This window comes from Pedobacter sp., assembly GCF_045627485.1.
In the GTDB taxonomy this organism is placed as follows: Bacteria; Bacteroidota; Bacteroidia; order Sphingobacteriales; family Sphingobacteriaceae; genus Pedobacter.
In genome coordinates, this window is the sequence record NZ_JAZQNU010000185.1 from 1 (window position 1) to 14,586 (window position 14,586).

Sequence of the window (14,586 nt, forward strand, 5' to 3'; positions counted from 1 at the left end):
CCAAACGGTAATCACTTTCATCGCAAACTGCGGCAACTGAGTTCCAGAATTCCTGTGTATTGCTTTGGTAGGAAACATCGTTCAGCATGCCCACAATTTTCCCTTCTTTGATCTCATAAAACAGCTGACCGCCAAATTGGAAGTTATAACGTTGCTGATCAATAGAGAAACTACCATCGCCAATGATGTAAACCCCTTTTTCGACATCTTTAATCATATTGTCTACACTTAACTTTTCCTTTCCAGGTTGTAGTGAAATGTTTGGCATACGTTGGAATTGAACATCATCCCAACCTTGTGCATAACAGCAACCCTGAGATTCGTTTAAACCAATGATGTGGGCCTGGTCTCTGGTAGCCTGATAGTTTACCAATATACCGTCCTTAACAATATCCCACTTCTTGCATTTCACCCCCTCATCATCATAACCTACTGCACCAAGTGAGCCCACCTGTGTTTTATCGGCAACTACATTCACTTTCTCATTTCCAAACTTGAAGTTTTTGGAGCGCCATTTATCCAGTGTCAAGAAACTTGTTCCTGCATAATTTGCTTCATAACCCAATACCCTGTCTAATTCTGTAGGGTGCCCTACCGACTCATGAATGGTTAACCACAAATGGGAAGGATCGAGGATCAAATCATATTTGCCTGGTTCTACTGATTTTGCTTTTATTTTTTCGGTCACATTCAAGGCGGCAGATTTTACATCTTCCAGCATGTCATAACGACCTTTGTATCGGGTAACAATACCTGATACCTTGTGCTCAGGTGCTGCGTTCAGGTATTCATAACCTAAACCAGAAGGGGAGCTTAATGAATTTCTGGTTTTGAATTTCCCCGAAGCACGATCAATCCGCGTTACGTTAAACGATGGGTAAATACGGTGTACATCCTGGTCAATATAAGACCCATCAGTGGATGCAAAATATTTTTGTTCGTTTACTGAAAAGATAACGGAATTGACAAAGTTTGCACCATTTTGCAAGGCCACATCATTCACTTTCATTAACAAGTCTACTTTCTCTTTTACAGGGACTTCAAAGGAATTAATTTCTAAAGGCGTTTTCCAGCTTACTTCACCATAACCTTTCTGGGGGGCTAGCTGCACAGGCTCTCCCTGAATTTTAGCATTGGCTTTCGCTACTGCAACTGCCTGTTCCGCAGCTTTGGCAATGCCATCTTTAGTAACATCATTAGTTGCAGCGAAACCCCAGCAACCGTTTGCCAAAACACGAATACCTACGCCATACGATTCGGTATTAGAAATTCCCTGCACCCTCTTTTCGCGTGTGGCGACAAACTGATTCAGGTAACGGCCAATGCGAATGTCGGCATACGACGCCCCTTTGCCTCTGGCTGCATTTAATGCAACATCTGCGAGTTCCTTTTTAATTTTTACATCTACCCCATCCAATGCTTGTAAGGGGTCAATGGAATTCCCGAAAGCCGGGAGGTTGGGAAGCAATAATGCCCCCATGCCCATTCCAGTTAAGTAGAGAAAGTCTTTTCTTTTCAATGTGAATTAGTTTGGTTCAGTTAAATAATAGACAATTTAGTTAATTGACTTGATAATTTAGAATCCGGTCTTGATTTTAGGCCTATGAATTAATTTTGTTACGAAAGAATCTTGCTTCGTACCACAAATAACCTGCAGCCAGCAGAAAAAAAGCAAAATACCACCATACAGAACTTGTCTTTTGTACCATTTTAGTGCTTTCTAAAGTTTTTGAGCCTTCATTTTGTTCCATAACATGGGCCATGTTTTGCTGAAGTTTATAATATGACCTGCTGTTAGCCCAATTACCAGCATCAAACACATAAAACCAGGCAGGCGCCTTGTTAATATAAGTAATATTCCAACCGGCATTGCCTGGCCAGAAATAAGTATCCCATTGGAATGGTTTTTCCATGTTCTGACGCAGCGCCAACTTATCGCCATCCACCGTAACGATTGGCATCTGACTACCTGTAGCCTGCGCCACCAGCATACGGGTTTTAGTGCCAACCACAGGATACTTGGGCAGAACCTGCCAATCAATGTCCACTTGTTTCTTCCTGCCCCCTGTTTTTATTAATGCTGACCAGAAGTCGGCATAAGCTACCTCTTTACCTTCAAGTAATAAATTATAGGAATCTGGAATTGCAGTAACCACTACCTTACCGCGACCATTTAAGCGCGTGAGCCTTGCTGCTTTTGCTCTCATGATCATACCGAGTCCGGCTTTAATTTCAGCATTAATGGCCGCTTTTTCACCGGCACTTAGGCTGCCCCAGGTTTCTTCATCGGTAACCACCAGATCGGTGTTTTTTAAAACGGCAGTACTGATGGTGTTTACAGAAGTTTGGGCAGTATTCAGGTAATCTGTGCTGTATTTATCTTTACTAATCTGTGTTCTGAAAATAACAGGATACTTACGCTCATATAGCCAGTTTTTGAGAAACTTGTATTCAAAATCCGGAAAAGAGGCGAGCATTAAAACACGCATAGGGCTTTCCTGCTGCAGGTCAAAAGGTACGGGTTCATTAGCGAGTGTATCACTACCACTTAAGGCCAATACCTGATAAATTGCTCTTCCGCTTAAAGGAGGTCTGGTTTTGAATGAAAACCTGGTTTCTTTTCCTGGGCTAATCTTTAATGAATCCAGGTGTACACCCAACCCTTTTAATACCAGTTTTACCGGCTCTTTTCCCGGATGATGGTAAGTTCCCTGTAGCAATAGGTCTTCTGTTTGGTTAATTTTATGCTTCCAGTTCGCCACGATCAAGCCGGTTGGCTTATCTGCAGGGTGATAATCTATTTCATAATCCTTTAGTTCTTGCAACTGACTTTCGTCAAGACCGTAGCCGTACAGTTTAATTTTTTTAATTTCGGGACGTTCCTTGAGGAACAACATCAGGTCGGGAATATATTCTGCTGTGCCCTTTAGCGCTTTCTGTAATGATTTGTCGCTGGTATACACCTGGCGATCTGTAGGCACCGAACTTGTTGGGGTACCAGCTGTTAAAAAAACAATCTCCTGTGGTAATGTTTTTGTTTCCGATTGATAGGTAATTGGATATAAAAGGAAATAAAAACTGGACACAGCCAGCACGCTGGCGAGCATTCGCCAGCCCATGCGTGATTTTAGTGGCCGCAGATATTCCTTGATGAGGAGAAAAACACCCAAAGCGATACACATAAAAAGGGCAACCTGTTGTTCCATCATTAAGGTTTCATTTGATTGAGGTGGTTAAAATATCTTTGATAAAGAGCCGAAGCTGGTGCCGCAACTGGTTGTTGAGGTTTAGACAGCACTGCTGGCATTAACTTAAGGATGGCTTTTTGCACGCCCTGAATATCTGTTGACACTACTTTTTTTGCATCACGTACCTTCCTTAATTGTTTCAGTGCCAGCAGGAAAGTTGCCGGATGCGTTGCTGCAGCCACAACCATCTCTTGCTCTGCGGACCGCAAGAGGGTGTAATCTGCGGATTCAAAACTTCGACCGGTTTTACGTTTTTCTAAAATTCCTAGTGTTTTCTGAAGTAACACAGTTTTTTGCGAGACCTCTGTGTAGGTGGTTTTCCGAAGTGGTGTTACAATTTTATCCAGTTCGCCTGAAAGGCGTTTTTCTTCTTTTAAAGGCGGCATCTTCACCGATGTTTTGGCTACATAGGCCCTCGATTTTTGTTGAAGGTCTTTGAATAAGCGAAGTGCTTTGTATTCATAAGGTAAGGCTTCCTGAGGTTTGAAAGTACGCAACCGCAGCTCCGAATTCCACATTTCCGTCAATACTGCTTTTAGTTGTGCTTTTAATTCCGGTTCAAAAAAGGTTGCGTCTTCCGCTACATCATGGTTATGCGAGTAGCTATCCATAATGGCTTTGGTATCTCCAAATACTGGGGTTGCGCCATGGTCGTGGCCATCATGGTCATCATGATCGTCGTGTCCACTCCCTTCTTCTGGGCCAATTTCTCCCTCTGATTCCTCGCCTAAGAATTTACCATATCTTAAACGTAGTAGCTTTTGGTCGATGCCCAGATTGTTGCTTCGGTCCTTAAATACTTGTTCAGTGATCGTTGATTTTTCTTTCAAAAGTTGTTCGGTGTCAATAATAATCTGACGCTGGCTTCTAAAATACTCTGGCACCAGGTTTAAACCATTCGCCATACCTGTCATACTCATCAATTCAGCCGTATCAACCATGGAAACAAAATGAACTTCCGACCGGCTGCTTTGTCCCCGGGTATCAAAGGCCTGTACGAAGAAATACAATTCGTCGCCTGGTTTTAAACCTAAGGTCCTTAAATTAAGCACCTGGTTCAGCTGCATCTTTGTTTGTTTGTTGAAGGAGGAATTAAACGGAATCTTCTTTTCGGTGAAACTTACACCCTCTCCTTTTCCACTGGCCATGGTTACCGATATAAATGCATTGTTAACACCATAATCATCTTGCAGGGCTACTTTTAAATTTACTTGTGGCAGCTGCCCATAGTCAATAATGGTTCGTGGCTTTGGACTATTTACTTTAATACGGACAGGCAAGTCATGAATCAAGTCTATCTGATACAAGTCGGACTTTACTCCACCAATATTTATTTGATAAAAACCCGGACGACTGAGCTTCCGGCTTAACTTAAATACAGTGCCCGATGTATCAGCTGCATTGATAACCACCGTTTCCTTTTCATTAAAAATAAAATTAATATTATCTAAAGGCACCGAAGTATTGATTTGCCAGTCGACCTTGGCATCCATTTCAGCCCTGATATTTAATAAGGATTGTTTCTTTACTGACAGGCCGGTGTAGGCCGGCGGTGTGATGTTAACAAGTACAGCCGTTACCTTTGGTGGTACCTTTTCTTTGACCGGAATCGCATCTGCTTTGCTGGTATTTGCTGTAGCCGGATCAATGCTACTTTTATGACGCTGGAAGTTTAACACCCAGCCAGCTACAAAGATCATCAGGAGGACAAAACCTGTATAGAGCAGCTTTCTATTCAACTTTTCAGGCAGGTCAAATGCAGGCAGGTTTGCCATAATCTTTTGCTTCTGAAGCCTTTCCAGCATGGAAAGCAATTGTTCCTCTTTATACAATAAGGCAGTGCTTTCTTCGAGTTCCGGATAGCGCTGGTCGAGGTACCGGATTACGGTGTATTTGGTTACTTTCCAATAAGGACGCCAATACGTCAAAACCGCAAAACAGGCGATGAAAATTGGCAATAGCACCCAATCTGGCGATTCAAACAGGTAAATAGCAATGTAAAATAAAACAAGCGCTATCGCCAGGCCAGCGCCCAACAGAAAGAGGAAGTTTAAAATAACCCACTTTCGTTTTAAATCAACCAGGGAATTAACTTGTGTAGCCCTCATACAGCAGATTTATTTTTATTACGAATGGACAATATTCTTTCCAAAACAAATACTAACCAGGCCATTAGCCAGATGAGTGGACTTAAAGGCTGCTTAAGGTCTACCTGATCTGCTGTGGCACTTTGTTTTACAGGTAACGCCAATTTCTGGCTTGATGGCAATATTCTCTGGTCGGCATCGTGGCTTTCAAACCCAAAATCCACCTCCTTGGAAGTATCACCGAAAACTAATGGCATAAGCCGCTTAACGAATTGTTCATTCCAGACAAAATCTGTCCATTGCGGATCAAAACGTGTGTAAAATAAATATTCATTTAATCCTTTTGTGTGCTGAAGCGATAACAACGGATCACCAAAACCATCGGTCCAAAGGCTATGCGCTTTCGTTATATGCTCAGGCGCTTGAATTCTTTTGTTCAAGTTGATTGCCTCTCCACCTACAGCCATTGATTCGTTATCGAAAATGATAAAACTCTGTAGCTGCTTTGTTTTCCCTTGTGCATAACTAAAAACCGTAGCACCTTTTTTCCAGGCACTTTTCAGGATGGGATCAACGGGGCTGTCTGCTAACCAAAATACAAGGTCGGGCTGCAGTTGCTCAAAGTTTGCTTTATTCCAGGGTTTCACCAGCACGTTGCGTTCAGAAAAACCTGCTATGGCGTCAATCGCTGCGTTAATGAATACTTTATCTTCAGCGTACCCGGATTCGTGGACCAGGATGTTGATGCTGCCCGTGTCGGCCGCTAAAGTTTTATAATAGGTAGCTAAAGGTGAAGACTGCGCTTCAAAAGTTTTGCCATATGATGTGATTGTCCAGCTACTCAAGGTATCACTTCTATGAATAAACCGGTGCTGCAAGTCATATGAAACTTTCGGCAAAACATCACTAAGCTGGTTCATCCGACGATCGCTATACAAATACACCTTATAATCTTTGGGTAAAGTGCCATTTAGTTGCTTCAGCAATGCGGTATGTAAATGGACATTGGGTAAATCAGGGGTCTCTGTGAGGGTATCTTTCAAACTGAGTTGTTCAAAACCCATGCTAAAATCACGAAGTTCGTATCCTGCTTTCAACAAAGAATCAATGGTAAACCGGTTTTCTTTATATACAAGTGGAAGATCTGCTTTGTCCATTAACACCCATCCATTTTGGTCCCCTCCATTCATTTTATTTTCTACCACAGGTTTAGCAATTAGGAATGCCAATAGCAGGATGAGCAAACAGCGCAACAAGAAGAGCAGCCAGTCAGTTAGCTTCAAGCTTTTAGAACTTTTCCTGGAACTTACACCAAGCAATGCAATACTCCCGATTTTCAATACACTTCCCTGATTTACTTTCCACAGGTGGATTAGCAGCGGAATGAGTAATCCTGCAGCAGCTAATAAACCTATGGGATACAGTAATTCCACGCCTTATACTTTTAGTTTGTTACGTTGGTTTAAGAAATCTCTTAGGGCCTGGTCAAGGGGAACATCGGTATTTAACATCCTGTAAAAGATATGGCGATCCAGTAATTTCGTCCTCGTCTCGGCCATATAAGTTTCCAGGTTCTTTTGATATTCGGCCCGTGCCTGATCCTGGTTGATCTCTATGGAAGCACCCGTTTCAAGGTCTTCAAAGTGGTCATAACCTTTATAGTTAAGCTCAAACTCATTTGGAGACATCAGGTGAAATACAATCACTTCATGCCTGGTATTTAAGGTCTCCAATAATTTCAAAAGTTCGCCGTCAGCTTCATACATATCCGTAATGAAGACTGCTAATTCTCGTTTTTGGGTACCTGCATATAAGGTTTTATAATGGACGGGATTTGTAAATGTGCCACCAGCCTTCAATTGTTCTAATTGATGGAACAATCGTGACAGGTGCTGAAAATCTTGTTTAGCAGCCAGAGAAAATATACCTGACGCTTCAAAAACATACAAACCAATGGCATCACCCTGCAAATTAGACAAATAAGCAAGAGATGCCGCAAGGTGCCTTGCATAATCCAACTTGGAAAAATCACCGTCTTTGTGGTTCATGGAGGCGCTGCCATCAATTAGAAAACGAACCGATATATTCGTTTCAATTTCAGATTCCCTGATGTAATAGCGATCAGAACGTGCGAACATTTTCCAATCCAGAGACCGCAGGTCATCACCGGGCTGATAGCTCCTGTACTGGCTGAATTCAAGTCCCTGACCTTTAACCGTGCTTTTATTGATGCCGCGCATGAAACCATCCACAGTCATTTTAGCGGACAGTGAAAGGCTTTTTATGGCCATCAACACTTTTGGATCAAGGAGTATACTCATTTTTATAGATTGACGCTCGGCCTGGTAACCACTTTAATTAACTCGGCTGTTACGTCATCGGCGCTCACCTGCTCGGCCTCAGCTTTAAAATTCATCAGTATTCGATGGCGCAGCACTGGATAAGCCATAGTTTGTAAATCGTCCATGATAACTGCATACCGTCCATGAAACAAGGCCCTGGCTTTAGCTGTTAATATCAAAGCCTGACCTGCCCGAGGTCCTGCACCCCACCGTACCCACTCTTTAACATAGTCACTAGTGCTAGTATCCGGACGGGTAGACCTGATGAGATTACTCACATAAGCAACCAGATCGTCGCTGATACTCACCTCCCGGGTTAATGCTTGTAACTGTATAATTTCTTCTTTTCCAATAATCGGAAGTACCTTTTCCGCCTTAGCTCCTGTAGTACGAGAAAGGATACTTGTTTCCTCTGCTGCACTTGGGTAACCTATCTTAACATATAATAAGAATCGATCCAGCTGGGCTTCTGGCAAAGGATATGTTCCAGCCTGCTCAATTGGGTTTTGGGTAGCTAAAATGAAAAATGGACGCTCCAGGGGATAGGTTTGCCCCGCATAGGTAACCTCAAACTCCTGCATGGCTTCAAGTAATGCAGACTGTGTTTTTGGTGGCGTCCGGTTAATTTCGTCGGCCAAGATGATATGGGCAAATATAGGCCCTTGATTAAATTTAAAAAACCTTTTGCCGGTTACGTGATCCTCTTCGAGTATTTCCGTACCAATGATATCTGTTGGCATTAGATCTGGCGTAAATTGTATCCTTCGGAAGGAAAGGTCCAATGCCTGAGACATTGTTCTTACCATGAGGGTTTTTGCCAATCCGGGTACTCCTTCTAAAAGACAATGTCCGCCGGCCATTAATGCCACTAACATTTCTTCTATAACTACGTCCTGACCAACAATTACCTTCTGAATTTCTTGCTTTAGCAAAGATATTTTATGAATAAGCGTTTTTAAGTTTACTTCTGAAATTTCCAATGCCATATTTTAGGGTGAGGTTAGCTATTGGACTTCAATATAGGAGATAGGAATGAAAATTAAGGCTGCAAACAAATATTATCAAAAAAATTACATGAATTGATAGCGAAAAAACGCCTTATATTAAAAAATGAAGCTATTTTACACCATGCAACGTTCTAAATTCACCTTTGCTAGAATAAAATACACGTCAGGAAACTGGGATACAGATCAACGTATGCCCGCAAACTTGTTGAATTCATTATTGGAATACACTACTATTCCAATCAATCATGAAGAAAAGATCGTGGAACTAAGTAGTGGCGACTTGTTTAAGTATCCTTTTTGTTATTTAAGCGGACACAAACTGGTTCAGTTTAATGCGCAGGAAGCTGCAAATTTCAAAAAGTATATTAATAACGGTGGGTTTGTTTTTGTAGATGATTGCAATCATGATATTGATGGTTTGTTTGCCAAATCCTTTGAAACGCAAATGAGCAACTTATTCGGCCCGCAGGCACTCCGGAAAATTCCTAATAACCATGAGATTTACAATGCTTTTTTCAAATTTGAAAAGGGACCGCCCACTACTTCCTTTGAATTAAATGGCTGGGGAGACGATTTAGTTCATGATTACCTGAAAGCCATTGTTGTGAATAACCGCATCGGCGTATTATACAGCAACAAAGATTATGGTTGTGAGTGGGATTATGACTTTCGCAACAAGCGATTCCTCGCAGAGGATAACACCAAGTTCGGTGTCAATATTATATTATATGCAATGGGGGTTAATAATTAACCCCCATTTATCATTACTTCTTATTCTTTACATATTTCTCTAACCAGGAATCCTGCTCCCAGAAAGTATGCAAGATGGATTCACGGCTTCTGTAACCGTGAAATTCTTTCGGTAATAATACTAGTCTTACCGTACCACCATGTCCTTTGATAGCGCTATATAAACGCTCGCTCTGAATTGGGAAAGTCCCTGAGTTCTCATCATCAATACCATGCGTAAGCAACAACGGCGTTTTTATTTGGTGCGCATAGTTAAATGGCGACATGCGATTATAAACCTCTGGTGCCTCCCAGAATGTTCTAGCCTCTACCTGGAAACCGAATGGTGTTAAAGTACGGTTGTAGGCACCACTTCGCGCAATTCCAGCAGCAAATAGTTTGGTATGTGCAAGCAAATTAGCCGTCATAAAAGCACCATATGAGTGCCCACCAACAGCAATGCGGTTTCTATCCGCCACTCCCATATCAACAACATGATTGATTAAAGCGGTAGCATTATCTTCAATCTGCTTAAGGAAAGTATCATTTGGTTCTTCCTTGCCTTCGCCAACAATAGGCATATCTGCCTGGTCTAAAATGGCATAACCTCTGGTTACCCAAAATACAGGCGAACGGAATGCCAGTCGTGTAAAACGGTAAGGTGAACCCTTAACTTGACCAGCTGCCGCAAGACTTTTAAATTCACGAGGATAAGCCCAGATCAGCACTGGTAATGTACCATCTTCTTTTTTATAACCTTTAGGCAAATACATCGTGGCTGTAAGTTTAATACCGTCAGCTCTTGGATAGGATAATAATGTTTTCTGAACACCCTGCAAAGAAGGATATGGATCTGCAAAGTCAGTAAGTGCCTGCTCAGTTTTTTGATTGAGGTTTAAAGCGAATACATTAGGTGTTTCGGTTACAGATTCACGTGAAAAATAGACTGTGCCGGTATTGTTAAAAAACACTGGTTCTTCATAGTAAGGAGCTTTTGATTTAAAAATGGTATCCTGTTTATTGGTAAGCATGTTCCATTTCATGATAAAAGGACGATCGCCTAAGGCTGATGCACCAGTTCCCATAGTGAAAACAACACCTTTATTGGCCTTATCGAATAATAATACTTTCGCTGCATAAGGACCTTTACCGTAAACAAAACGCCCTGGATCAGTATACGTATCTTCGGAGGAACGGTTTGCCAGTACCTTGATCACTTTTCCGTTATCTGGATTAATGAGGGTCATCACTGATTTACGGTCTTTTCTCCATCGCTCTTCAACAATAGCATAAGACGCATTTCCCCATTCTACTCCCGCATACCTGTTGGCCATAGAAAAAAGTTTTTTTGGCGTCTGATTAAAAGGCGCATCTAAGGTAAAAATAGCATCACGCACGGCCGCTTTAACGTTTGGATCACCTTTATCCTGTGCTTCTGCCCAAACCAGGGTTGCCGGTTTGTCACTACGCCATTCGTATGACCTCGGCCCAGTGGCTATTGCATCAAAACCTGTAGGCAATTTTTCCGCCAGCGGAGCCTTAAACAATTCTTTAACTATTTCGCCCTGCTCATTTAAAATATTGGTATTAACCGGGAAATAATAAATTGGAACCAGGTAAGAATAAGGTCTCACAACTGTTTGAACCATTAAGTACTTGCCATCTGGCGCATAGGCAGCATTTTTATAAATTGCTGGTGTACCAATATTGGTTGCTGTACCGTTTAAATCCACCAGTTTTAACTGCGAACTTAAGTAATACTCCATTAATTGCTGGTCGTAATCATTACTTAACAAATTCTGATACGTTCTTGACGGGGTAACTATTCCCAAGTTTTCCTGCACTACCGGGCCATTAGGCACCGGGTTAGGCTTTGGTTGTTCACCTCTATTGCTCACAATAAACTGCACCAGTAATTGTTTACCATTGGGATGCCATTGTAAGGTCTTTCCATAAGCATCATTCAGGAATTCTCCAGCTAATTTTGTGGCTTTGAAGTTAACCACATCGGCCAGCCATAATTCCACACCTTTTAAACTTTTATGCGTAAAAGCAAAGTGATTTCCATTAGGGCTCCAACTAATATTAGTCATATTCAGGTCTTTAGGCAGACCAGTTAGGGTATGTGTTTTTCCGGTTTTGACTTCTTTAATTACCAGGCTGTTGTATAAGCCAGACACCTCACCCTCGGTTGAATTATTGATTGGGTTGATCCTTAAACCTGCTAAACCAATTATCGGTTGAGAAACCTGTTCTATAGACTGGTAACCGGGCGACTGCAGCAAGAGCATTAGTGATCCTGAGGAATTGAACTGTACTGTTGGACTGGTTGCGGCATCAACCAGGTCAACAATACTTTTAGGTGGTAACTGATAGGTCAGGTTTTGCTGGGCCTGGACCGATAAGGATACCGTACCAATTAAGAGTAAACTGAGTAGATTCTTCTTCATGTGTGTGTTTTATTTCGACTTTGATGTATACAATTGATTAAATAACATTTTAAAGGTACCATGTGCCTGGGCACGAAAAGTGATTTCGGGTCCGAAAGCGTATAACTGTCCCTTTCCAACAGGTGCTACAAATGCAGCCACACCGCCTTTCAGGTGATTTTGGCCCCAGGCCCAGCCGCTTCTTAAGGCATCCTGTTGATCAAACCAGGCGAGTGGAGTAATTTGGGTGCCGCTTTGATTGGTTAACCTGAATACTGGACTGTTGTTAAACACCACGTCAACCTGCGCAGGTATACCATAATTCGCTTGCTGAAGGGTATCGACATTCAACCGTAGAATACTGCCAGGGATATAAAACTGATCCGCTTTCACCTTTGAAAGTGCATTTTCCACTGGAACACCTAAATGATAAGCTAAAGTAGTTGCACTTCCAACAGTAACTATGTTGCCGCCATTTTCCATAAATTCCTTCAGGCGGGCAATGGAATGATCAGCAGTTAGGCTTCCTAACATATGGCGATATTCTTTTGGAATCGTCTCCGCTTCAGGCTCCCTGCTTCTTCTTACACCTGGGGTATTTCCAAACCCCGGAATACCATCGCTAATAAACAGGATGACATCATATTTAGCTCGCAGGTTACCTTTATCAATATCCTGAGGGTAAACCAGCTGGTAAGGAAAATTGTACTGTTCCATCATCCACCTTACCCAGCCAGAGGGCATAGAACCGCCATACTTATCAAACAAGGCAATTCTACCCAGTTTGATACGCTCCATCGCTGCAGGGACCTGCTTTGATGTATAGGCTTGTGTGCCAATCGATGCACCTGCTTTTTCCAGTATGGCTTTCCCTTTCATACTTACATAGAAAGAACCAGATTTAAATTCAGCATGAGGCTTAGTTAAACGGTACACTTCCACCCCATTTTTTAACAGGTCATTCACCGCGATAAAGGCATTATTCACCGTCGGACTTAAAATATACCCTGCGTTAGAAGAATTCACTGTTTGAATAGGCGGCTCCTGTAGCTGGCCATAAGCAATACGTTCGAAAGGGCCATTGAATTCATCCAATATACGGTCGAACTTAACACCCATTTGAAACGCAAGTGTCCAGCCTGCAGCATCATATGGCCGTACAGGGGGACCACCGGGATACTGAAAGTCGTTTGGGTGATCCTGCGGTTCAAACATGTCCATTACATGTGGCCGGAAGGCCTGATTTGTTTTCACCACATATGACCCTGCAGGATATGATTTCCCATCCACCGTGAAGGGCCCGGTGGCTTTGTGAATTAAAATACCCGACTTGATTAATGCATTAACAAACTTTACTGCTGTTGGAAAGTCAGGCTGATCAGCAGAGATCACATAACCTCTTGCGTCGCGCAAGGATTTATCCTGATAAACACGATCATAATATTTTAGTGGGATTGGCCCTTGTTCAAGACTATCGCTATCATAAGCTTTCTGTAAGGCTGCCGTGTGTTTAGGCATGGAGGTCCAATTATCGGTGCTCCCTTTCTGTATGGCATTTCGTCCCATCACATAAATATTATACAGTAGCTGGTCTCTCTGCCTACTTGCATAATCAAGGATACCATAGTTTAAAGAAATAGAGTAGTCAATAGACTGCCTGAATTTCCATGGTTGCGGGGTAACAGGAAAAGGTGTCGCATTACTTGGAATCAGCCTTTGTGGTACGAGTGGAATAGAGGATGGTGTAGGGTGTCCGGTAATTTCTGTCAAAATGCCAATCATGTTATGAAAATACGGTGTTGTTCTTAACCCACCGTTCCACCATGTTGAATAAACAGATCCGCTTAATCTGGTATACCCCGGTTTACCTTCCGCATTTAAACGGTTTATCATGGATGCAGCAACACCATCAATACCAGTAATTAACAAAGGATCATAAACAAAATTGAAAGGATCACGGTATGGAGGACCCGCCACTACCGCTCCTGCCGGGGAAGTCTGATGGTGGTTATACACGATCTGTGGCATCCATTCAATATATTGCTGACGGGAAATATTAGTGCTTTCCTTCATGTTATTCATGTAGAAATCACGGTTGTTGTCATGACCAATGTATTTCTGGTATAAACGGGGAATGTTCATGTTACGCTTCGTCACATCTTTCTCCATCATATACCAGTCTGACATTAATTCTTGTCCGTCGGGATTTACCTGTGAAAGTAAAACAATCACATTGTCAAGGATCCTAGTAGTCTCTTGGTCGTTACTGTTTAGTAAACGGTAATATAATTCAATAAGTTGTTGTGTGGCTACGGTTTCATTGGCATGCAGACCTCCGTCTATCCAAACTACAGCTTTTCCTTCCTGCGCAAGTGCCCGGGCCTGATCGTCGCTCAAACCTTCAGCCCTGGCCAATTTTTGAGATATCTCTTTATACCTCGACAACTTTTTAATGTTGTCTGGCGATGAAATGATCATTACATACTGATTACGTCCCTCTTCAGTCTTTCCGATTTCCTCAAGTACTACACGATTTGAGAGTGTAGCTAATTTTCTAAAATAGGCTTCTGCCTGCGTATAATTAGCCAGGCTATAATCATCACCGATGTTGAATCCAAAGTGTTCTTTCGGACTTGGGATTACTTGCGCGTAGGTATTTTGCATCCCAAACACGCAAAACACTAATACGGCATAAATTCTTTTCCTTAAACTCATTATCTTTAATTTTGGAACAAGATAAAAAT

9 protein-coding genes are annotated in these 14,586 nt (G+C 42.1%); 1 reads left to right on the forward strand and 8 read right to left on the reverse strand.

Annotated features, from left to right (window positions below):
* From ACR2F3_RS14045 to ACR2F3_RS14070, 6 genes are all read right to left on the reverse strand, one after another.
* Positions 1-1,519: TldD/PmbA family protein (locus ACR2F3_RS14045; RefSeq protein WP_432710609.1), on the reverse strand; the 1,519-nt coding region annotated here is incomplete at its 3' end.
* Between the two features lie 82 nt (positions 1,520-1,601).
* Positions 1,602-3,209, reverse strand: coding sequence for a hypothetical protein (locus ACR2F3_RS14050; RefSeq protein WP_432710610.1), 1,608 nt, complete (start codon positions 3,207-3,209; stop codon positions 1,602-1,604).
* Positions 3,209-5,356, reverse strand: a complete 2,148-nt coding sequence (locus tag ACR2F3_RS14055) for a hypothetical protein (protein WP_432710611.1) — start codon at positions 5,354-5,356, stop codon at positions 3,209-3,211. The genes ACR2F3_RS14050 and ACR2F3_RS14055 overlap by 1 nt, the downstream gene beginning before the upstream one ends.
* Positions 5,353-6,768, reverse strand: a complete 1,416-nt coding sequence (locus tag ACR2F3_RS14060; protein WP_432710612.1) for a BatA domain-containing protein — start codon at positions 6,766-6,768, stop codon at positions 5,353-5,355. Before ACR2F3_RS14060 ends, ACR2F3_RS14055 begins: the two co-directional genes overlap by 4 nt.
* A 3-nt stretch (positions 6,769-6,771) precedes the next feature.
* Positions 6,772-7,656: a DUF58 domain-containing protein gene (locus ACR2F3_RS14065; RefSeq protein ID WP_432710613.1), complete on the reverse strand. Its 885-nt coding sequence runs from the start codon at positions 7,654-7,656 to the stop codon at positions 6,772-6,774.
* 2 nt (positions 7,657-7,658) lie between these two features.
* Positions 7,659-8,663, reverse strand: coding sequence for an AAA family ATPase (locus ACR2F3_RS14070; RefSeq protein ID WP_432710614.1), 1,005 nt, complete (start codon positions 8,661-8,663; stop codon positions 7,659-7,661).
* 124 nt (positions 8,664-8,787) lie between these two features.
* Between ACR2F3_RS14070 and ACR2F3_RS14075 the strand changes: the two genes are divergently transcribed.
* Entirely contained in the window at positions 8,788-9,435 is a 648-nt protein-coding gene (locus ACR2F3_RS14075; RefSeq protein WP_432710615.1) for a DUF4159 domain-containing protein, read from the forward strand.
* Positions 9,436-9,448: 13 nt separating this feature from the next.
* Here ACR2F3_RS14075 and ACR2F3_RS14080 read toward each other — a convergent pair whose 3' ends face one another.
* Positions 9,449-11,863 (reverse strand): prolyl oligopeptidase family serine peptidase, encoded by a 2,415-nt coding sequence (locus tag ACR2F3_RS14080; RefSeq protein ID WP_432710616.1) that lies wholly within the window; start codon positions 11,861-11,863, stop codon positions 9,449-9,451.
* A 9-nt stretch (positions 11,864-11,872) separates the two neighbouring features.
* Positions 11,873-14,557, reverse strand: a complete 2,685-nt coding sequence (locus tag ACR2F3_RS14085) for a M14 family metallopeptidase (RefSeq protein ID WP_432710617.1) — start codon at positions 14,555-14,557, stop codon at positions 11,873-11,875.
* Positions 14,558-14,586 lie beyond the last annotated feature (29 nt).